Origin of the sequence: Imperialibacter roseus (assembly GCF_032999765.1) — a bacterium.
Classification (GTDB): Bacteria; Bacteroidota; Bacteroidia; order Cytophagales; family Cyclobacteriaceae; genus Imperialibacter; species Imperialibacter roseus.
This window is the reverse complement of the sequence record NZ_CP136051.1, coordinates 6,142,752-6,164,258: the sequence shown is the minus strand read 5'-3', so window position 1 is coordinate 6,164,258 and position 21,507 is coordinate 6,142,752. Positions and strand designations below refer to the sequence as shown.

The following is a 21,507-nucleotide window of genomic DNA, read 5'->3' as shown; positions in this document are numbered from 1 at the left end:
TCAATAAGCAACCCTATTATATATGGCTTTATTTGGATTCATGTCCAAGGACAAAAAAGAGTCGCTGGACAAAGGACTGGAAAAAACGAAGGAGAATTTTTTCTCGAAGCTCGGCAAGGCGGTAGCCGGAAAGTCGACGGTAGACATAGATGTGCTCGACGAGCTTGAGGAGGTGCTGGTATCGTCAGATGTTGGCATTGAAACCACAGTAAAAATAATTGACAGAGTGGAGGCAAGGGTAGCCAAAGACAAGTACCTGGGCACCTCTGAGCTGAATGTTATTCTCAGAGAGGAAATTGCGGGACTGCTCTCTGAAAACAATACTGAGGATATTGAAGATTTTGAATTGCCAAAAGACAAAAAACCGTATGTGATCCTGGTGGTGGGTGTCAACGGTGTCGGCAAGACTACTACCATTGGCAAGCTTTCACATCAGTTCAAGCAAAAAGGATATAAAGTGATATTGGGCGCAGCCGACACTTTCAGGGCGGCAGCTGTAGACCAGATCAAGCTTTGGGGAGAGCGAGTTGGCGTGCCTGTGGTGGAGCATGGCATGAATACCGACCCGGCTTCAGTAGCTTTCGATGCAGTGAAAAAGGGTGTAGATGAACAAGCCGACCTCGTTATTATTGACACGGCAGGTCGGCTTCATACCAAAGTGAACCTGATGAATGAGCTTTCGAAGATCAAAAAAGTAATCCAGAAGTTTATTCCGGATGCTCCACACGAAGTAATGCTGGTGCTGGATGGTAGCACAGGACAAAATGCTTTTATTCAGGCACAGGAGTTTACAAAAGCGACGGATGTCACCTCTCTGGCCATCACTAAGCTGGATGGCACCGCCAAAGGTGGCGTAGTCATTGGCATATCGGATCAGTTCAAGATTCCGGTGAAGTATATTGGTGTTGGCGAGAAAATGGAGGAGCTACAGGTGTTCAACAAAATGGCTTTTGTGGAGTCGTTCTTTACAAGGAATTGAAAAAAGCTATTTCAGTAATGTTTTGTAGTTTTGTTTAAAGCGTTGTTATGGCAGAGTATATTATCAGCATTGACGAAGAGAGCAAAAAAGGCAAAGCTTTAAAAGCTTTATTAGAAAATGCTCAAGAGCTAAATATTGCGAAGCTTCGGGCATATACTGAGGAAGGTGAGGATGACGCTTTCGCTGACTTGTTGGAAGAGGAGCTCAAAACTAATGAGTTCGTATCCAAAGATATGATTATGAAATCATTGAAAGCGAATGAAAGTAACCTACGGAAAAAGACTACTTAAAGACATTGATTCGATCCAAACGCTGTCTGTGAACCTCCTCCTCCAGGAAACTCTTGAATTAATACAATCAGCACAAACTATTCGTGATATTCCAAACATTAGAAAACTCAAGGGTCACAAAGGGTTTTTCAGGGTGCGATTGGGAAGCTACCGATTGGGAATCCACGTTGATGGCGATCGGGTAGCAATACTGCGATTTTTACATAGAAAAGAGATTTATAAGAAATTTCCTTGAGTTCCCTTTTCCAGTCGTTTACTTACTTTAACTTTTTCTTGGAATCCTTCGGCCGCAAGGGAACTGCTTTGTCTCTGAAAGCCAGCTTATAGTAGATGTGGTAACCGAAACCAAAATTTCCGCCACTGGTCACTACCCCATAACCTGGGACAGCATAAGGAATAAGTGTTTCTGCTCCCTTTGTCTTTTGGCCAAACTTCCCTCTTAGGGTGTAGCCCATATAAAACTGCTTCCACACCTTCACTTTCATGCCAAACACAGCCTCTATCCAGTGGGCGTTGAGGCCAACGTTAGCCACGTCGACACTGGCAGGGCCCCAGTACGGCACCGCATAATCGAAAGCCAGCGACTCGTCGAAAGTGGCGTGCGCATATCTTAGCCCGAAAAAAACAACGTCTTTGTTTGGGTTGTAGGGAGTCAGGTTAACGTCGACCCCGGCCCGGTAGAATGTGCCATTGGTGGTGTGTGTAAACCCCTCTGCCGAATTGTCTATCTCTTCCCTTCCAAGATCCAGCACAAAAAAATATTTATTTAAGTCAATGTCTGCCTGAATTTCCTGCCGGTTATAGCCATCAGTCAGGGCTGTTTTTGCAAGCCCGAAAACGTCTGCCCCCACTCTAACCGCTGACGGACGCCAGTCTTCATCCTGGGCCCAGCTGACTGCAGGCAGCAGTAGCAGAGAAAACAAAAGTTGACTAGCGGTAGATTTTAACATTGACTTCTCCAAGTAGGGTAAGTTCTGGCTTGTTTACAATGACCGAGTCGTAAAACCCTTCAAACTCAGTTGTCAGGTTCTGAAACCTGAACCGGGGGCCGCAGTCTGGCGAAATCAGGTATTCCTTTCGGTCGTAGGCAAAAGTCACTGAGTTGCACGTATCGTTGAGGCAGAAATGGTAAGTGGTGCTCGCTGCTTCCGGATTGACGTATAGTCCATAAATTGAAAGCGTTGTGTCGGCATAAAGCAAAGTGTCCGCATCATCGGCCCAAAGCGAGTCAAGCTGAACAGATTCAACGGTTTCAACACCAGCGTCGTTAACCGTGTAAAAGCTTGCCGTTACATAAGGCAGATAAATATCCGAGCAGGAGGGGTCGGGTGCACAGGCAGACCAGCCCAACACAAAAATTAATAACCAAAGATGCCAGGAAAATTTCTTCAAGATCATATCGACTAACCCAACGGCAAAAATAGAATTTATTGTTGGATACGTAACCCTATTCCAAATTTGAATAGGAGCTATCATACTAAACGCAACACTTTTGCCAACGGGGAACTAACACCACCGGAAATTGTTAACTTGCGAGCCCATTGGCAGATAGAGATCAAATTCGTGGAAACCAGTGGCCAAATCCAATCTGACACTTGAAAACTAAAGGACTAAAAAATACGAAAGTGAACATCGTTACCCTGGGGTGTTCCAAAAACTCTGTTGATTCGGAAGTTTTGCTTACCCAACTGCGGGGCAACGAAATTGACGCTGTGCACGAATCTGAGGATGACGATTCTAATGTGGTTGTGATTAACACTTGTGGCTTTATTGACAATGCCAAGCAAGAATCCATCGACACCATTCTGCGCTATGTAGATGCGAAAAAGGAAGGACTGGTTGAAAAGATATATGTGACGGGTTGTCTCTCACAAAGATATAAAGACGACCTGGAGAAGGAGATTCCGGAAGTGGATGCCTATTTTGGCACGAGAGATTTGTCGAGGCTTTTGAAGGAGTTCAAAGCCGACTACAAGCACGAACTGGTGGGTGAGAGGATTTTGACCAACCCTGCTCACTACGCCTACATGAAAATATCGGAGGGTTGCGACAGGCCGTGTTCATTCTGCGCAATACCGCTGATGCGTGGCGGCCATATTTCCCGGCCTATTGAAGAATTAGTGAAAGAAGCGGCCCATTTAGCCAAGAATGGCACTAAAGAACTTTTGCTTATCGCCCAGGACTCAACCTACTATGGCCTGGATTTGTACAAGAAAAGAAACCTGGCGGAGCTGCTGCAACGCCTTTCGGATGTCAATGGCATCGACTGGATCCGTCTGCACTACGCATTTCCGGCTGGCTTCCCTATGGATGCACTTGATGTAATGGCAGAGCGCCCTAACATTTGCAACTACGTAGACATCCCCCTTCAGCATGCTTCTAACAACATGTTGAAGATGATGAGGCGGGGCACCACCCGGGAGAAAACCGAAGACCTGCTGGCCACCATGCGCTCTAAAGTTCCGGGCATCGCCATCCGCACTACGCTGATTGCTGGCCATCCTGGTGAAACGGAGCAGGATTTTGAAGAGATGATGGATTTTGTTCAGAAGTCGAAGTTTGACAGGCTGGGGGTGTTCAACTACTCACATGAAGAAAACACCCACTCATATAGCTTTGAAGACAATATTCCTGAAAATGTTAAACAAGAACGGGCCGATGCCGTTATGGAGGTGCAGGAAGCCATTTCCTACGAGCTGAACCAGCAGAAAATAGGCAAGACCTTTAAAGTGTTGGTGGATCGCAAAGAAGGTGGTAATTTCATCGGTCGAACAGAGTATGACTCACCCGAAGTTGACAACGAAGTCATCATTGATGGAAAAGAAAATTATTTACGTATTGGCGATTTCGCCACAGTTAAGATTTATGATGCTGCCGAATTCGATTTGTTTGGAGAATTGTTGTAACGTGAAATGAGAGTAGAAAAAATATCCCTGGGAGAGACTGGACAGTTCTCTCCTATTTTTTTGGAATACCTGGCAAAAAATGAGTCGCTAAAAGACTTTTATCAATACTATCCCTCAGTTGAAAATGCTGAGAAGCAGATAGCGCTGAAAAAGGCTTTTCCCAAAAGAAACAGGCTAAGGCTGGAGGCAGTACTCAATGAACAGTATGGTGCGCTGGATATGTCGCCCAGGCTGAGAGAGAATATTCACGCACTTTCTGAAGAAAACACATTTACCGTCACCACCGGGCACCAGCTAAATATTTTCACCGGGCCCTTGTACTTCATCTACAAAATTGTGACTGTGATAGATGCCTGCAAGCAGCTAAAGGCAAAGTACCCCAATTACCACTTTGTGCCAGTGTACTGGGCTGCTTCTGAGGATCACGATTTTGAGGAGATTAGCTATTGTTATTTGTACGGCAAGAAGTACACCTGGGAAACTGATCAAAAAGGTGCCGTAGGGCGTTTTATGCCTCAGTCGTTGAGCAAGGTGCTGGATGAGATGCCAGACAAGGCTCCGGTTTTTGAAAAAGCCTATCTTGACCACAGCAACCTGGCTGATGCCGTTCGATACTATGTGAATGAGCTGTTCGGTCACGAAGGCCTTGTGATGGTGGATGGGGATCACCCGGATTTAAAAAGGATTTTTGCTCCCATCATCAAACAAGATATTGAAGAGCATGTGTCGGGCAAGCTGGTAGATGAAACCACTAAAAAACTTGATGATGCTGGCTTTAAGACGCAGGTACATGCCCGGGAAATCAACTTCTTTTACCTGAACAGCATCCACCGGGATCGGATCATAGAAGAAGATGGCGTCTACAAAGTAAACAATACTGACCTGTCGTTCACAAGGGAAGAGCTCTGGCAACTGCTGGAAAAAAGCCCGGAGAAATTTAGCCCTAACGTAATCATGAGGCCTGTGTACCAGGAAGCCATTCTCCCCAACCTGGCCTATATAGGTGGCCCGGCTGAGGTAGCCTATTGGCTGCAATTCAAGGCTGTTTTCGATCACTATCAGCTACCTTTCCCCATGCTGATGCCCCGCAATTTTGGGCTGGTGGTGCAAAAAAGCCAGGCGAGTAAAATTGAAAAACTGGGTTTGAAGCTTGCGGATCTTTTTATGGAAGGGCATGAGATCAGGAAGAAGTATGTGAGGGAGAACTCCGAAAATGACCTTCTGCTGGGAGAAGAGAAAGCAGCTTTTGCGAAGCTCATGGAGCAGGTGAAAGCCAAAGCAGTGGCCATTGATAAAACGCTCGATGGCTACATGGGCAAGCAAGAAACCCGGCTGCTGCAGGAGTTTGAGGGCATGGAGAAAAAGCTGCAAAAGGCCGAAGAGAATAACCAGGCGGTGGCGATCAACCAGATTGAAAGTATTAAAGAAAAGCTTTTCCCCGGAGGCTCATTGCAGGAGCGCCACGACAACTTCCTCAACTTTTACCTCACCAATCCTGCTATTTTAGACGAGTTCCTCAAAGGATTTGATGCATTCGACTTTTCCTTCCATATTTTTATGGAAGAATAAGTTTCAATGGACAAACCGGCACTTCGTAAAATTTACCTTGAGAAGAGAAAAGCCCTGAGCCAGGAAGAGTGGCGGATGGCTTGTGACAGCCTGTTTGAGCAGGTGAAAAACAATGGGGCGCTGATCGGGCCTGGCCCGGTTCACATTTTTTTGCCTATAGAGAAGTTCAAAGAAGTAGACACCTGGCCCATCATTCGCTGGTTGTGGCAGGAGGGAATTCGCACGATGACTTCTGTCACCGACACTGAGCGAGGCACCTTGTCTCACGTTTGGTTTGACGACAAAACACATTTCAACACCAGTAAATGGGGGATTCCAGAACCCGTAAATGCTCCTCCGGCTGATCCTTCGCTCTGCACGGTGATTTTTGTGCCGCTCCTGGTAGCTGACAAACACGGGCACCGCATTGGCTATGGCAAGGGCTTTTATGATGGGTTTCTCGCTTTAGTACCCGAAAGAACAAAAAAAGTTGGGCTGTCATTGCTGCCCATATTGGAAGAGATCCACGTAGCGGAACAGCATGACGTGAAGCTTGACAGGGTTTTGGCCCCGGAGCGAAATTGATAACCGATAGTAAGTAGTTACTGGGAAGCCAGCCACCACTTACTGTCTACTGATTACCGTTTACCTTCCTTAAATCCTCGCCTGATAAGTATACAAATCAAAGTACCTGCCTTTTTTCTCTATCAGCTCTTCATGTGTACCTCTTTCAGCAATTTTTCCTTGCTCAATCACCAGGATCTGGTCTGCCCGGCGGATGGTGCTGAGGCGGTGAGCAATGACAAACGTGGTACGGTCCTTCATCAGCTCTGCCAAACTCTTTTGGATCATCGACTCGCTTTCGGTATCCAGGTTCGAGGTAGCCTCGTCCAGAATGATCACTTTAGGGTTGGCCAGAATGGCCCTGGCAATGGCAATACGCTGGCGCTGTCCACCCGAAAGTTTAACGCCTCTTTCACCAATTACTGTGTCCAGCCCCTCTTCAAACCGGTCGGTGAACTCATGCACATAGGCGGCCGTTACCGCATTTTTCAGCTCCTCTTCTGTGGCGCTGGGCCTTGGGAATAAGATATTTTCCCTTATCGTCCCTTCAAAAAGAAAATCGTCCTGTAATACTACGCCCAGGTACTGGCGGAAGCTTTTCAGCCCCACTTTCGACAAGTCCTCCCCGTCGAGCGTAATGCGGCCGGATTTTGGCGTGAGGAAGGTGGCTGCCAAACCCGCTATGGTGGTCTTGCCCGACCCTGAAGAGCCCACCAGGGCTGTCACCGAACCAGAGGGAGCGGTGAACGTAATATCATGGATCACTTCTTTGCCTTCTTCATAAGCAAAACTGACATTCTCAAAGGCATAATCACCTTTCAGCTTTTTCAGCTGTATTGGCCTTTCCTCAGGCATGTCTTCAGGATCCATGTTCATGATCTCCTCTGTGCGGTCAAGTCCTGCAAAGGCCTCAGTTAGCTGGCTGCCGATATTGCTCATTTGCACAATGGGTGCTATCATAAAGCCCAGGTAGAGGGTGAAAGCAATGAAATCACCCATTGTCATCTCGTTGGTGATGATCTGGTAGCCACCAATGCCCATAATGCCTGTGGAGGCCAAGCCAAGCAGGAAAGTAGCGGAGCTGGTCACTAATGCGGTGGCGGTAAGGCTTGCTTTCACATTTTGAAAAAGCCGCTCCACGCCAGCTGCAAAAGTATTGTTTTCCTGCTCTTCGGCGTTGAAGCCCTTGATCACCCGAACGCCATTCAAGGTTTCTGTGAGGCGGCCTGTTACTTCGGCGTTGATCACACCACGCTCCCGAAAAATAGGGCGAATTTTCCCAAAGGCCTTCATGGCGATAAAGGCGAAAATACCTACCGGCACCAACACGTAGAACGTCATCATGGGGCTGATGCGAATCAGCAGCACCAGCGAAATAACGGCAGTAATGCTGCCGCCAACCAGTTGAACAAGGCCGGTGCCGACGAGGTTTCGCACGCCTTCCACATCGCTCATGACACGGCTGACTAAGGCGCCTGACTTGTTGTTATCAAAATACGAAATAGGCAGCGACAAAATCTTTCGCTGTACCTGTGCTCTGAGTTTACTAATGAGCAGCTGGGCCTCTACGCTAAGCAGGCGGGTGAGAGAAAACGACGTCACGGCCTGCAAGGTAATGGATGCCACCACCGCTATGAGCAAGAGTTTAAGCATGTGTAAATCCTGATTGACGATGACATCGTCGATCAGGTATTTGGTCGCTCCCGGCAGCACTAAGCTGGCCAGGCGACTAATGATGATGAGCACCAGGCCAACTGCCACAATCTTGCGACGTGGCCAGATAAAATCTTTGAACGCCTGAGCTACGGTTACTTTTGATTTCGGTTTGGACATGAAAAAAGGGATGGTTGGTTTCTCGGTTGTAAGTTAACGGATTAGTAACTGATTTAGCAGGGCAAATAGTTCTACCGAAGACGGGCGCCCTGTCAGAAAGACGCACTGGCAGCATGGATTACTTTAAGAACAGGATAAAAAATCTCATTTAGTGTGCGACTTGGCTGCGGATGGTATTTATCAAAGCAAGCGAATTATTATGAAATTCTGTACTTTCATTTTTTGTAACATCTTCGAAAAGCCAGCACCGAAGCATGTGTCATCTGCTATCAAGTTATTTTATCCGTTAACCCAACCACACCATGCGCCCTACCTTTACCCGCCGGGACTTTGTAAAACTCGGTTCAATTCTCGCAGCCGCTTTGGCCACACAGCCCATACAGGCACTGTCCGTCAACGACCCCTGGAAAATGAGACGGGGCGATAAGCAGAAAGTCATCATTATCGGCGCAGGCATGTCCGGGTTATCTGCTGGCATGGAATTGCGCAACCTGGGCCATGAGGTGCAAATTATTGAAGGCCAGATGCGAGCCGGAGGTCGTGTGTTCACTGCCCGGAACATGTTTGCCGACGGACTCTATGCCGACATGGGTGCCGCCCGTATCCCTGAAGACCATGAGTGGACTATGAAATACGTAAAGCAATACGGGCTTGAGTTATATCCATTCAACCCCTCTGAAGGTGGTTTGCTGCACATGGTAAAGGGAAAAAAGATCCGCTATACCAGCAACCAACCAGCTCCCTTGAAAGATTACCCGTTTTCGCTCACCCCCAAAGAAGTCGCTATGGACTGGGCGGGCATTAGTACGCAACCGTTTCAATCCATCATGGCCCAGGTGGGTGATGCCCGGGATTTGAGCTGGCCGCCAGCATCCATCGCAGGTTACGACAAGCTTACTTTCAAAGAGTTTCTTGTGAGCGAAGGCTACAGCTCGGATATCGCTGGTGCACTGATGCTGGGCTGGGAAGAAGCAGGAGAAAAAGGCCTCTACTTCTCGATTCTTGAAATGGTTCGGGAGACAAGCCTGTCGTTTGGCGCCACTCGCAATAAGATTGTGGGAGGCAATGACCTGCTGCCACGTGCGTTGGCCAAAGACCTTGGGCAATTGATACAATACGGCACCAAAGTGCTGGCCGTCGATCAGGATGAGACGGGTGTAAGCGTAACCGTGGATAGAGGAGGTGAACGCTCCACACTCAGGGCCGACAGGGTGATTTGTACCCTGCCCTTGCCTGTGCTGAAGAAAATGGATTTTGTGAAGAAGCTTTCAAGTCCCAAACAAACTGCTATCAACAATATGGGGGGCTGGAACCTCGGCCGCACAGCCATGCAGGCAAGAGACCGCTACTGGAGAAAGGACGGCCTGACGGGCTTTGCTGCTACTGACCTGCCTTCCGAAATCTGGGACCCACACTATGAGTCGGAAGCCACCCGGGGCATTATCGCTCACTATGTGAAAGGCAGGGACGCTGGTAAGTTTATGACAATGAGTGCTGAGGAGCGCCTGGCCTTTTCTGCCAACCATGTCGACTCGGTTTTTCCCGGCCTCAAGCCGCAGCTGGAAGGGGCGTTTATTAAAGTATGGGGTGAGGACCCCTGGGCCGGGTATGCGCACGCCATTGGCACACCCAATGACTTAACACAACACCTGCCCCACCTCATCACGGCCGAAGGCCGCATCCACTTTGCCGGGGAGCATGCTTCCGCCTACCATGGGTGGATACAGGGTGCTATTGAGTCGGGCAACCGGACGGCGAAGGAGGTAAATAGCTTTTGAGGTTAGCTGACAGGTTATATGAAGACACAGCCGGTAACAATTGCTGCCACGGCTGAACTTAGCGTGAATACATATAAAACGATAGAGCAGTAAAGGCATAGTCAGGGAAAAGTACCTGCGCTGAGTCACTTGCGCAAGGCGTAAAGCTCTCTGGTCGAGTCTATGCTGCTGGTATCGTCTCCAATGATATACAGGATGTCGCCTTCCAACAGCTCTGTGGCTCCCCCGGGGCACAAAATACTTTTTGTCCCGTTTGATCATTACCACCAGTACTGACGGAGGTATGTCCAGTTGGTAAATTTTCTTCCTACGACACTGCTGCCCGCCCTTACCAGTATTTCCGAGGAAGTGCCTTTCACATTTTCGATGAAACCGAAGCTCAACCCCTCAGGTTCCTTGTCGGCGTCCTTCACTCCCAATAATTTGGCCATAAAGGAAATGGTGATCCCCTGAATGGTCACTGACAGCAAAGTGATGAAGAAAACGATATTAAAAATTATATCAGCATTTTCCACACCTGCCACCATGGGATAGGTGGCGAAAACGATGGGCACAGCGCCCCGCAAACCAAACCACGAGATAGAGAGCTTGGTGCGAAGCCCGAGCCTGAAGGCCGCCAGACTCACAAACACACTCAAAGGTCTTGCAACCAGGATCATAAACAAGGCAATAGGAAGACCAATCGAAATGATGGGAATGATTTGGGATGGAAAAACCAATAGCCCCAGCGTAAGGAACAATATGATCTGCATCAGCCAGGCCACCCCATCAAAGAATTTGATAGTGGAGCTTTTGTGGATGAGATTGGTGTTGCCCAACATCACCGCACAGATGTAAACTGCCAGAAAGCCGTTGCCCCCAATAAAATCGGTGACGGAGAACGTAATAAAGCACAACGTGACTGCAAGCACAGTATATAGTCCTTCGAAATCCAGCTTGATTTTGTTGATCACCAGCTTGCTTAGCTTCCCGAAGAGGAAACCAGAGGCTCCTCCCAAGCAAATCGAAAGAAGAGGCTCCCCAGCGCCGCAACAAAATCTAACTCGTGCATCTGTTCAATTCCTACAAGAGTGATGGTGAGAAAGTAGGCCATGGGGTAAGAGCATGCTTTAAAGTCAATCATCGCTGCATCAACCCCTATCTATTGCCAGATCGTTTGTGGTTCATATTGCCTTTTATTTAACTATCTCTCTATGGCCCTTCGGCTTGCTTTTGATACGGTTCAGAAAGTTGACCCAGGTACTTGTACAAGTTCTATAGAAAAAAAAAGTAGTCACGAAACCTGTGGTGCGATATCAATCTTTGTTGTATCTAGCCGGACACAGAATCCCACTGCTCAGTTAAGGTTTTTTACTCAATCAAGATTGGCTATTTTACCCCCTGAACTTGTGCTGGCCAATATACGAGCCGGGCACCATCAAGGCTAAAACTGCTTTGAAAATCATTTTATACTTCGTGCGGGTCTGTTTTAGTAATACACCTTTAACCCATCAACGTATTTCGGGATAATACATTTGCCCACTTACGATTGCGGGCAATAAATGAAAATTAGTGGCACATCAGGGAATAAAAGGGTAGCGAAGGTCTTAACTTAGCAGCACTATTTTCGGCTCTAAATTTCTTACACGTTAACCATGGATTTGATTTCGCTCCTTATCGGATTGGCCATTGGCTTGGTGGCTACAGCACTTGTCCTGCTAGCCAGACAGTCGACTACCAAACAAAGCTTGCAACGTGAGTTCGAGGCAAAAAGCAATGAGCAGAATACGCAAAACGCCTTACTGAAGGGCAAGTTGGAAGATGTGGAGAAAGAAGCAGCCGGATATGTGCAGGAGATTAAGGCAGAAAGGGAAAAGGTAATTCAGCTGAGCACACGCAACTCTACGCTGGAAGCCAATTATAAAAATCTACAGGAGAGGCTGGAAGAGCACAAAAAAGAGGTAGCAGAGCTTCAGCAGCGTTTCACTGTAGAGTTCAAGCACCTTGCTCAGGAAATCTTTGAAGAAAAAAGCAAAAAATTCACTGACCAGAACAAGACCAACATAGCCGAGGTGCTCAATCCGCTGCGAGAAAAAATAGCTGAGTTTGAAAAAAAGGTGGAAGACACCAACAAAGAAAGCCTGAAGTGGAACAGCAGCCTGAGCGAGCAAATCAAAAACCTTCGGGAGCTGAACCAGCAGATCACCAAAGAAGCGGAGAACCTCACCCGAGCCTTGAAAGGCGACAGCAAATCACAGGGAAGCTGGGGGGAAATGCAGCTGGAGGCGATCCTGGAAAAAGCCGGACTCCAAAAAGACATCCACTACTTCAAAGAGAAGAACTTCAAGAATGAGGACGGCTCCAATCAGCGCCCTGACTACATTATCAAACTTCCGGATGATAAGTACCTGGTACTCGATTCAAAAGTGTCGCTAACGGCCTACACTAATTTTTTCAATGCTGAAAACGACCTGGAACAAGCCAAATTCCTGAAGCTGCATATTGATAGCATTTACAGTCATATCAAGTTGCTCAGCGAGCGCAATTATCAAAATCTCTACGAAATCAGCCAGCCCGACTACGTGATGATGTTTGTGGCAAACGAACCTGCACTGACTGTTGCTTACAAAGAGGATCATGCGCTCTATGAAAAAGGGCTGGACAAAAACATCGTGCTGGTATCTACCACCACACTCCTTGCCACCCTGCGCACTATCTCGTACATATGGAAGCAGGACATGCAGAACAAAAATGCTGAAGAGATTGCCAGGCAAGCCGGCGCACTCTATGACAAGTTCGATGGCTTCGTGGCCGACTTGGTGAAGGTGGGCAACAGCCTTAAACAGACCAAGGAAAACTATGATGCAGCCATGAATAAGCTGGTAGATGGCAAGGACAACCTTGTTCGCAAAACCGAGCGGTTGAGAGAGCTGGGAGCTAAAACCACCAGGCAACTTGACCAAAGGCTCATCGACAGATCAATGGACTAAACTGTTTTGTGCATTTTTTGGTTTAAGAGTAACTTTGAAACCTGATGAAGGAAAAAAGAATGGAATTGACAGTAGACAACAAGCTGAAAAAGCTGGTGATAGTGGGCGACAGGGTATTGGTCAAGCCAAAAAAGGAATCAGAGAAAACCGAAAGTGGGCTTTACCTGCCTCCGGGAGTGCAGGAGAAAGAAAAAATACAAAGCGGTTATATCGTGAAAGCCGGCCCTGGCTACCCCATCCCTATGCAAACCGATGATGACGAGCCGTGGAAAGCCGAGGAGGATAAGGTAAAATACGTGCCCCTACAAGCCAAAGAAGGTGACATGGCTATTTTCCTGCAAAAGGCTGCCTTCGAGGTGCACTACAAGGGAGAAAAGTACTTCATTGTGCCGCAGTCGGCTATTTTGATGCTGGAGCGGGAAGAGGATTTGTTTGATTAAACATCCGCCTCATACTTCAACCCAATTTTTTCCCTGATTCTGTCGAGGGTCTTTAATACAAGGAGGCTGTCGCCATAGCTCCAAAGATCGCTCTCTGTTTTGCCTTCATCCAGGCATTTGTGCACTTCCGCTATCTGATAGTTGAGGCCGTTGCTCGGGTAGTCAAACTTCACAAGCCCCCGGGGCTTCCAATCGGTAAAAATATTGATATTGGTTTGTCCCCAAAAAGGCTGATCAATCTGGATACGACTCTTCGACCCGTTGATGCTGGCCACCTGAGTATTATTTGAAATAATGGAGCACGAAAGGCAGGCAATTGCCCCATTGTCATACTCCAGCAGCATGGCACACTGCTCATCTACCCCGGTTGGCCCAATCACTCCGCTGGCCTGTATTTTTGTCGGCTCCCCCAGAAGAGCTGTCGTGAGAAAAACAGGGTAAATACCCACGTCGAGCAATGCCCCGCCGCCTAATTCTTTGTTGAAAAGCCGGGCTCCAGGATCATAGGGAGCTTTGAAACCAAAATCAGCCTGGATAGAAACAACATGACCGATCTCTTCCTTTTTCACTATCTCAATCACCCGCTTCATCGACGGAAGAAACCGTGTCCACAAAGCCTCCATTATAAACACACCTGACTCACGGGCCACCTCATATACCTCTTTGGCCTGCTGGTAATTCATGGCGAACGGCTTCTCACAAAGAACTGGCTTGCCAAAACGCAGACAGGCCTTGGCCAGCGATGCGTGGGACGGATGTGTAGTGGCAATGTAAACTATGTCAACTTCCTTGTCGAGGATGAGATCTTCATAGTTGTCGTAAAACGTCTTTGCTTCAAAACGTTCAGCAAAAGCTTCCGCATTTTTTCTGTCTCTGGAGGCCACCGCTACCAGCTGGGCAGTGGGGATCACTTTTAACGCTTCCGCAAATTTGTGGGCAATTCTCCCCAGTCCAACAATCCCCCAGCGATAGGTATTCATTAATTCTCTTTTATTAGAATAGTATTAGACAAATCTTTAGCTAAATACATCAATATTTTCATTTGAACGCCAATTTATAACAATAGTTATACTATCAAACCACTACTTTTAAACCTGCTGAGTGAGAGCAAAGTAGGGAGGCCCTGCTGACCGACGATAATACTTGCTGCCATTTTTCCCAAGCCAGGCCCATGCTTGAAACCATGGCCCGATCCTCCGCCCAGCAACCAAACGTTCGAAGCTTCGGGATGCGTATCCAGAATAAAACTGCCATCGGGCGTATTTGTGTATTGGCAGACCCTGGACTCGGCCAGCGGCAAACTTCCCAGGCCGGGAAACCTGTGATGCACATAGTCCCTTGCCCTTTCTACTTCCGGCTGTTCTGGCATCCGGCTCTGGGTTGTTGGATCAATTTCACGACCCCGCTTGTCAGACGCTACCTTAAAGCCCCTTTGAAAGCCCCCGGGAATGCCATAAAAGCCGCCATCATGGGACATGTCAATCCAGCTGGGTAAATTTGCTTCAAAAAAACTAGCTTTTGCAGCAGGCAAACCAAAGTAATGCACTTCCTGCCGGGTAACAGCCAGGTTTTGTCCAAGCACCTCCGGAAACAACGACTTAAGCCATGGTCCAACAGCGAACAGGTAGATGTCTGTTTCATGCCTGTCCCCTGATGAAGTTTCACAGGTTCCTATTTTACCATTTTTGACCACGCCAGGCTTTAGCGCCTCTGCAACATATTGCCCTCCCTCAGAGACAAATTTTTCCAGCACCGCCTGGCAGCTTTCCCTGGCTTTAAGCACACCAGCTTTTTCTTCCAGGATCAGGTGCGAAAGGTCGGAGCAATTGATATACGAAAATCGATCTGGTACTTCACTGGCTTTGAAAATCTTGTAGGGAAGGTTCAAACCATCCATCTGGGCGACAGCACTCCGCATTTCATTGTCATTTTCACCCACCATCCACAAATTGCCTGTGGTTTGCAGCAATTTTCTGCCTTCCCAGGCTTCCGTTTCCAGCCACATATCGTACGAGTCATTGGCCAGCTTCGTATAAAAGCTATTGCTTCCATATACGCTCCTCATCAACCTTGTTTCTCCACCGGAACTTGACAGGGAATTGCCTGCACCCCATGGGTCAAACAGCGTTACTTTGTAGCCAAGCCCAAGCAAATTCAGCGCTGTCCACCCGCCAAAGGCACCCGCCCCAGCCACAGTAATACGGGTCGATAAAGGAAGCGCAGGCTTAAAAACATCTGCAACATTATCAGCCTCAGCGTATCTGGGAGCGATGGTCGACATATTTTTCCAGGCCATGGGGTATAATTATTTTGATGTGTTATTAGAGTTCAGGTAACTTGATTTTACTTGGTAAATGAAATTTATGTAATATTGAATTAGAACCTTAATTAAAACGAAAATTATGGAAGAACAGGCGTCGGGATTTCTTCTTGCTTGGCACAACTTCATGGAAAATGGAGCCTATATATTGATTGCTCTCGCAGTTATTATATACATCATTACAAAGCTTCGCATTTCCAGTTTTAAAGAGCTTAAGCAGAAGTATGATTTTACCAGCAAGTATGAATCAAAGCTCCTCTGGGTGATGCATTTGTGCATTGCGCTGGCCATTACAGCGTATGCCAACACTTACAAAGACGAGACAGTCGAACTGAACTTTGTGTGGTTCTTCGTTAGGCTGTTTATCACCATTGCCATAGGTACTTTGTACGGTTATGTTGCTTTTCTCATCCTTAAATTCTACTACCCTACGGCCCAATCGAAAAGGCTGAAAAAGTTCAGATATACTCCCCGGGTCAATCCTAAAACTGGCAACAAAATGAAGCTGCTTAGTGAAGAAGAGGAGGACGTTTACCTTGACGAGGGGATGCAGGCGGAAGAGAACATCTTCAGTGTTGATTACGACGTATGGATAGATCAGGAAACAGGCGAAACTAAGATTGAAAAGTATCCGGGCAACCTCATTGCGATAGAGTGCGACAGGTGTGGTTTCCAAACGCTGAAGCTTGAAAGCGAGGAAATCATCAGCGAGGCCACGGAAACAGAGGAAGGCAAAATTGTTCAACACTACAAATGCTCATACTGTAACCGCATAAAGCACAAAGACAAAAAATTGGGGCTGGTTAGAAAAGACGGCCAGTTTATCGTACCGGAGAACGCCACGTTTGTTGATGATCCTTTGTCCGGTAAAAAAGTGATCCTGATCAAGGTGGAGATTCATGCCAAAGACGGTGAATCTAAATCCTTCGAGTTCCAAAACCTTAAAGAGGCGCAGAAATTCATGGACGAGTTTGACTTTGACCGTGTAGTGGAAAAGTGATAGTCGTAGTTGTAAGCCTTCTTTTGAATTGGCTCCAAAGTGATTCATCAGGTACTCTTACTGTGGAGATCAAAGGAATAAAAAACGTAAAGGGCGACATTCGTGTGGCCCTTTACGATTTAAAAGAGAATTTTCTTACGGATCAGCTTTACAAAGGCAAGGTAGAAAAGGTAAGCGGAGAGTCGGCCCGGGTGCAATTCACAAGTCTTCCCTTCGGCTCTTATGCCATTAGTGTGTTTCACGACGAGAATGAAAACGGCAAGCTTGACACTGGCCTTTTCGGCATACCAAAAGAACCTTATGGTTTTGGAAATGATTCCATGGGGGTACTTGGCCCCCCTGATTTCGAAGAAGCTTCAGTTACCTTTCAAGCAAAGACTGCCACCCACAGCATCTCGCTTCGATAATTCGTCAGATATTACTATCTCGTAAAAGGAAAAGCATAGTCTACCGACCAATCCAGCCATGAAAGTCTCAACGATAATTATCCGTCTTTCTTTTTTATCGCTTATCACGTCATTTCTTTTGACCTCTTGCGACCATAAAATGTCGGAGGAAGAAGTTGCAGCTTACAAAGTAGCCCATCAAAAATGGCAACAGGAACGAATCGAAAAACTAAAGGCCCCCAACGGCTATGTCAACCTTGCAGGCCTTTACATCCTTAACAAGGGCTTGTCTACCTTTGGGTCAGATTCGTCCAACAAGATTGTATTTCCTGAAAAAGCACCCGCTTTTTTAGGCAAGCTGCGAGTGACTAATACCAAATCTGTACTATATGAGGCCCCTTCTGAGCCTGTGGTCATGATGAAAGAAGAGGGAAAAGACTCAATATGGGAAGCCCCAGCCCTACAGTTGGTTTATGACGACTCTATGCATATGAGTCTGCAAATGAGCCACGAGGCGCTTACCTGGTTTGTCATTAAAAGAGGTGATGAGCTGGCAGTGCGCCTTCGGGATTTTGAAAACCCAAAATTAGACTCTCTTCAATCGATCGATTCCTACCCTGTGGATGTAAATTGGGTGATCACCGCTGAATTTGAGCCGTACGATCCCCCTAAAGTGCTGAAAATCCAAAACATCCTTGGCATCACTTATGACCAGCCAAGCCCGGGCAGGCTTGTGTTTGAAAAAGATGGCGAGGAGTATGCGCTCGACGTGACAGAAGAGGGTGATGAGTTTTTTGTGACATATGCTGATGAAACAACGGGAGAAGAAACGTACGGAGGTGGCCGCTATATGTATACTACAAAACCAAACAGCAGTGGGGAAGTGGTGATGGACTTTAACAAGGGGTACAATCCACCCTGCGTGTACACACCTTTTGCAACTTGTCCGCTTCCTCCCCCTCAAAACAAGTTGAAGGTGGCAATATTGGCCGGGGAAAAATTTGCCAGCCACTATTGATTGTTCATACTTTTGATCAAAGGATTGGGCTTTTCTGTGCTATTTTCTAATTTCAGGCACCTACCTAAATATATCCGCTGAATGGAAAGCAAATCGCTGGCTTCTAAAATTGGACTCGTGCTGGGGCCAGTCCTTTTCATTATCTTCCAGTTTATAGTACAGCCCGAAGGGATGAGCGAATCAGGCCGGTCGGTTTTGGCCTGCACACTCTGGGTAGCTACGTGGTGGACAACCGAAGCCATTCCCATGGCTGCCACTTCATTATTGCCGATTGTGATACTGCCGTTAACTGGCGGCGCCAAAATCGACACAGTAACAGCCGCTTATGGCAATAAAATTTTATTCCTCTACATGGGAGGCTTTATTATCGCCATTGCCATGGAGAAGTGGAACCTGCACAAAAGAATCGCTCTCACCATTATTTCATGGGTGGGCACCAACAGCCGGGGTATCGTGCTGGGCTTCATCATCGCTACGGCGTTTCTTTCCATGTGGATTTCAAACACAGCCACTTCACTCATGATGGTGACGATTGGCATAGCGTTGATCAGTCAGCTTGGAGGCATTATCGACAAGAGTGACATGCCCGACAAAGTGAAGCTCAAGGCAAGTTTAGGGAAGGCGCTCATGCTCAGCATTGCCTATGCGGCTTCCATTGGAGGCATGGGAACACTGATAGGCACGCCTACCAACGTAGTCTTCTCCGCCATCGCTCAGCAGCTTTTCGATGTCGAAATATCCTTTGCTCTTTGGATGGCTTTTGCGATGCCTCTTGTTGTCGTTCTGTTAACAATCCTCTGGTGGTATATGGTGAGGGTGGCCTACCCTCTGCCAAAAAAGCCCCTTGCAGGAGGCAGGAAGCAAATCGAGGACGACCTGAAAGAACTGGGCAAAATGAGCTGGGAAGAAAAAGCCGTCTTTGCTGTCTTTACCCTAACTGCCTTTTCCTGGATAACCAGCTCATTCCTTCTCAAAAAATTCCTTCCTGGTCTTGACGATACCATCATTGCCATGAGCGGTGCATTGGCTTTGTTTCTGGTGCCTGCTAAAAGTGAAGTGAACAAAATGGTCATGGACTGGGAGTCGGCGGTGAAGCTCCCCTGGGGGATAATTGTTCTGTTCGGTGGCGGGCTGGCATTGGCAGCTGGCTTTCAGGAGTCTGGCCTGGCTGAATGGATTGGCCAGCAAATGTCGTTGCTCGAAGGTGTTAACCTCCTGCTTCTTATTTTCATAATCGCCCTTATGCTCAACTTCTTAACCGAGGTCACTTCCAATGTAGCCACGGCTTCTATCATGCTGCCGATTTTGGCTGCCCTTTCTCAGTCGATTGGCGTGCATCCGTTTGGGCCAATGATCGCCGCTACACTCGCTGCCTCCTGCGCTTTTATGCTACCAATTGCCACTCCGCCAAATGCCATTGTATTTAGTTTTGGTCATGTGGAAATGAAAGATATGATTCGAAAAGGCTTTGCACTGAACCTCGCCAGCACGGTGCTGATCACGCTTTCGGTCTATTTTTTGATGGAGCTGGTGCTCGGTATCGACTTGTCAGTGAACCCGTTTTAGGCGGACTACCTCCTGTTGCCAATAAAAACACCCACAAGAATAAGCGCCATGCTTATATAGTGGGTGACAAGCAATCTTTCGCCGTCCAGAAGACCCCATATCACGGCAATGAGTGGTATGATATAAGTAACAGAACTGGTGAACAGGGGTGTTGAAATCTGCACTGTTTTATTGAATATGATTAACGCTATCGCTGTCCCGACAACGCCCAGAATACTTATATAGCCGAGGGCCTCCCAGGCTCCTTTTGTATAAATGATTTTTGTGCTGAAGTCGGTGGCGCTTGCCAGAATAACCAGTGCGAGAGGCAGCACCATAAGCAGCGAAACACTGGTAATTGTCAACGGCTTCAGGTCTGCGAGATACGCCTTGATGATGTTCAGGTTGGTAGCATACATGATGGTAGCAAGCACTACAAACAGCGCATAAAAATTGAAGCCTGAGATACCGTCATCGCTCCCGGCAAATATCAAAAGTACTGTACCCACAAAGCCAATGGCAATGCCAATAGCATTCCTTCTGGTGAAAGTGGAACTAAAAAACCAGCTCCCTATCAAAATGGTGAAAAGAGGGGTAAGTGCGTTGAGCGACCCTGCCAGCCCGCTATCGAGATGCGTTTGTGCGAGGGCAAACAAAAAAGCCGGCCCGAAGCTTCCTACAAAACCAGCAAGAAGAAGAATCTGCCAGTTCCGCTTCGAAAGTTTACCAATCCGGCTTACTGCCACCGGCAGAAGGAACAAGCCCGCTGTCACTATACGAAGGGCACCAAGTTCCAATGGAGAATAGACTTCGAGCCCCCTTTTGATCAGAATAAAACTGCTACCCCAAATGAAAGAAAGTGTAATCAGTAAAAGCCATGCGAGTGCTTTGTCACTCATCTGGCTGGCTGGCTTGCTCATATTGTCTATGCCTCCACGAAAGCGTTCATGAATTCCTGCTCCATTTCACAAAGCAGTTCATCAACCTGTTCATAGGCTTCGAACTCTACCAGCTTTTGCCTGTAGGGCTTTATGTTGGGGATATTTCTAAAATAACTGGTGTAGTGCCTGCGCATTTCCAGGATGCCTGTCTTCTCACCTTTCCATTCAACAGAGAACTTAAGGTGCTTTCTGGCCACCTCTATTCTTTGCTTCATGCTCGGCGCTGCCAGCTTTTCTCCGGTTTTCATGAAATGTTTGATCTCATTAAAAATCCATGGATAGCCTATTGCTGCCCTTCCTATCATGATGCCGTCCACTCCATACTGGTTCTTGTATTCAAGCGCCTTTTCCGGAGTGTCAATGTCGCCATTGCCAAAGATCGGTATCTGTATCCTGGGGTTTTCCTTCACCTTTCTGATCAGCGTCCAGTCGGCTTCACCCTTGTAAAGCTGCGCTCTGGTTCGGCCATGTATGCTCAGGGCTTTGATCCCCACATCCTGAAGTCGTTCTGCCACCTCTTCTATGTTGATGCTACTGTCGTCCCAGCCAAGCCTGGTTTTTACTGTCACTGGCAAGCTTGTAGACTTCACCACTGCCTGAGTCAGCCTGACCATCAACGGAATATCCCGCAGCACCCCGGCACCCGCACCTTTGCAGACCACTTTCTTCACCGGGCAACCGTAGTTGATATCCAAAATATCGGGCTGTGTGGCATCCACTATTCTCGCCGACATAGCCATGGCCTCCTCGTCACCACCAAAAATCTGAATACCAATGGGTTTTTCGTAAGGAAAAATATCGAGCTTCTTGCGGCTTTTTATGGCGTCACGGATGAGGCCTTCGCTGCTGATAAACTCGGTGTACATCAGGTCGGCGCCGTTGTCTTTGCACACTGCACGGAACGGAGGATCACTTACATCCTCCATGGGTGCGAGCAAAAGCGGGAATTCTCCCAGTTCTATGTTACCTATTTTTACCACCGTATGTCTA

The 21,507-nt window shown here is 47.5% G+C and carries 20 protein-coding genes and 1 pseudogene; 13 read left to right on the top strand and 8 right to left on the bottom strand.

Going from position 1 to position 21,507, the window contains the following annotated elements; translation table 11 throughout:
• Nucleotides 1-22 precede the first annotated feature (22 nt).
• From ftsY to RT717_RS28580, 3 genes are read left to right on the top strand one after another with little or no spacing between them, the layout of a single operon-like run.
• A complete protein-coding gene (gene ftsY / locus RT717_RS25885) occupies nt 23-979 on the top strand; it encodes a signal recognition particle-docking protein FtsY (RefSeq protein WP_317489228.1) in 957 nt (318 codons plus the stop codon).
• A gap of 47 nt (nt 980-1,026) precedes the next feature.
• Nucleotides 1,027-1,269, top strand: coding sequence for a hypothetical protein (locus tag RT717_RS25880; RefSeq protein ID WP_317489227.1), 243 nt, complete (start codon nt 1,027-1,029; stop codon nt 1,267-1,269).
• A complete protein-coding gene (locus RT717_RS28580; RefSeq protein WP_394854110.1) occupies nt 1,238-1,504 on the top strand; it encodes a type II toxin-antitoxin system RelE family toxin in 267 nt (88 codons plus the stop codon). The genes RT717_RS25880 and RT717_RS28580 overlap by 32 nt, the downstream gene beginning before the upstream one ends.
• A 22-nt stretch (nt 1,505-1,526) precedes the next feature.
• Here the strand turns inward: RT717_RS28580 and RT717_RS25875 are convergent, their stop codons facing one another.
• Complete coding sequence (locus RT717_RS25875) at nt 1,527-2,219, bottom strand: DUF6048 family protein (RefSeq protein ID WP_317489226.1); 693 nt, start codon at nt 2,217-2,219, stop codon at nt 1,527-1,529.
• On the bottom strand, nt 2,200-2,661 hold the full coding sequence (locus RT717_RS25870; RefSeq protein ID WP_317489225.1) for a DUF6452 family protein: 462 nt from the start codon (nt 2,659-2,661) through the stop codon (nt 2,200-2,202). The genes RT717_RS25875 and RT717_RS25870 overlap by 20 nt, the downstream gene beginning before the upstream one ends.
• A 203-nt stretch (nt 2,662-2,864) precedes the next feature.
• Here RT717_RS25870 and rimO point away from each other — a divergent pair, with 203 nt between their 5' ends.
• From rimO to RT717_RS25855, 3 genes are read left to right on the top strand one after another with little or no spacing between them, the layout of a single operon-like run.
• Nucleotides 2,865-4,175 (top strand): 30S ribosomal protein S12 methylthiotransferase RimO, encoded by a 1,311-nt coding sequence (rimO, locus tag RT717_RS25865; protein WP_317489224.1) that lies wholly within the window; start codon nt 2,865-2,867, stop codon nt 4,173-4,175.
• Between the two features lie 6 nt (nt 4,176-4,181).
• Nucleotides 4,182-5,744, top strand: coding sequence for a bacillithiol biosynthesis cysteine-adding enzyme BshC (gene bshC / locus RT717_RS25860; RefSeq protein WP_317489223.1), 1,563 nt, complete (start codon nt 4,182-4,184; stop codon nt 5,742-5,744).
• Between the two features lie 6 nt (nt 5,745-5,750).
• Nucleotides 5,751-6,308, top strand: coding sequence for a 5-formyltetrahydrofolate cyclo-ligase (locus RT717_RS25855; protein ID WP_317489222.1), 558 nt, complete (start codon nt 5,751-5,753; stop codon nt 6,306-6,308).
• Between the two features lie 69 nt (nt 6,309-6,377).
• Here the strand turns inward: RT717_RS25855 and RT717_RS25850 are convergent, their stop codons facing one another.
• Complete coding sequence (locus RT717_RS25850) at nt 6,378-8,120, bottom strand: ABC transporter ATP-binding protein (RefSeq protein ID WP_317489221.1); 1,743 nt, start codon at nt 8,118-8,120, stop codon at nt 6,378-6,380.
• Between the two features lie 302 nt (nt 8,121-8,422).
• On the opposite strand from RT717_RS25850, the gene RT717_RS25845 reads away from it, so the two are divergent.
• Nucleotides 8,423-9,898 carry a flavin monoamine oxidase family protein gene (locus RT717_RS25845; RefSeq protein ID WP_317489220.1) on the top strand — a complete coding sequence of 492 codons (1,476 nt, stop codon included), beginning with the start codon at nt 8,423-8,425 and terminating at the stop codon, nt 9,896-9,898.
• Between the two features lie 260 nt (nt 9,899-10,158).
• Here the strand turns inward: RT717_RS25845 and RT717_RS25840 are convergent.
• Nucleotides 10,159-10,908, bottom strand: a pseudogene (locus RT717_RS25840) (cation:proton antiporter domain-containing protein); the annotation flags it as partial.
• 624 nt (nt 10,909-11,532) lie between these two features.
• Here RT717_RS25840 and rmuC point away from each other — a divergent pair.
• Both rmuC and RT717_RS25830 read left to right on the top strand, forming a co-directional pair.
• Complete coding sequence (rmuC, locus tag RT717_RS25835) at nt 11,533-12,867, top strand: DNA recombination protein RmuC (RefSeq protein WP_317489219.1); 1,335 nt, start codon at nt 11,533-11,535, stop codon at nt 12,865-12,867.
• Between the two features lie 59 nt (nt 12,868-12,926).
• Nucleotides 12,927-13,307 carry a co-chaperone GroES gene (locus RT717_RS25830; RefSeq protein ID WP_317492387.1) on the top strand — a complete coding sequence of 127 codons (381 nt, stop codon included), beginning with the start codon at nt 12,927-12,929 and terminating at the stop codon, nt 13,305-13,307.
• Here RT717_RS25830 and RT717_RS25825 read toward each other — a convergent pair.
• Complete coding sequence (locus tag RT717_RS25825) at nt 13,304-14,287, bottom strand: Gfo/Idh/MocA family protein (RefSeq protein WP_317489218.1); 984 nt, start codon at nt 14,285-14,287, stop codon at nt 13,304-13,306. The genes RT717_RS25830 and RT717_RS25825 overlap by 4 nt on opposite strands.
• Before the next feature lie 86 nt (nt 14,288-14,373).
• Nucleotides 14,374-15,603 carry an FAD-dependent oxidoreductase gene (locus RT717_RS25820; RefSeq protein ID WP_317489217.1) on the bottom strand — a complete coding sequence of 410 codons (1,230 nt, stop codon included), beginning with the start codon at nt 15,601-15,603 and terminating at the stop codon, nt 14,374-14,376.
• Nucleotides 15,604-15,709: 106 nt separating this feature from the next.
• On the opposite strand from RT717_RS25820, the gene RT717_RS25815 reads away from it, so the two are divergent.
• The 4 genes from RT717_RS25815 to RT717_RS25800 all read left to right on the top strand — a co-directional run bounded on the left by RT717_RS25815 (nt 15,710) and on the right by RT717_RS25800 (nt 19,597).
• Nucleotides 15,710-16,627, top strand: a complete 918-nt coding sequence (locus RT717_RS25815) for a hypothetical protein (protein WP_317489216.1) — start codon at nt 15,710-15,712, stop codon at nt 16,625-16,627.
• Entirely contained in the window at nt 16,624-17,034 is a 411-nt protein-coding gene (locus RT717_RS25810; RefSeq protein WP_317489215.1) for a DUF2141 domain-containing protein, read from the top strand. Before RT717_RS25815 ends, RT717_RS25810 begins: the two co-directional genes overlap by 4 nt.
• Nucleotides 17,035-17,092: 58 nt before the next feature.
• Nucleotides 17,093-18,031 (top strand): DUF1684 domain-containing protein, encoded by a 939-nt coding sequence (locus RT717_RS25805; protein WP_317489214.1) that lies wholly within the window; start codon nt 17,093-17,095, stop codon nt 18,029-18,031.
• Between the two features lie 81 nt (nt 18,032-18,112).
• Nucleotides 18,113-19,597 (top strand): SLC13 family permease, encoded by a 1,485-nt coding sequence (locus RT717_RS25800; protein WP_317489213.1) that lies wholly within the window; start codon nt 18,113-18,115, stop codon nt 19,595-19,597.
• A gap of 5 nt (nt 19,598-19,602) precedes the next feature.
• On the opposite strand, the gene RT717_RS25795 is transcribed toward RT717_RS25800, so the two are convergent.
• Nucleotides 19,603-20,475: a DMT family transporter gene (locus RT717_RS25795; protein WP_317489212.1), complete on the bottom strand. Its 873-nt coding sequence runs from the start codon at nt 20,473-20,475 to the stop codon at nt 19,603-19,605.
• Between the two features lie 26 nt (nt 20,476-20,501).
• Nucleotides 20,502-21,497, bottom strand: coding sequence for a tRNA dihydrouridine synthase DusB (gene dusB, locus RT717_RS25790; protein WP_317492386.1), 996 nt, complete (start codon nt 21,495-21,497; stop codon nt 20,502-20,504).
• Nucleotides 21,498-21,507: the final 10 nt, after the last annotated feature.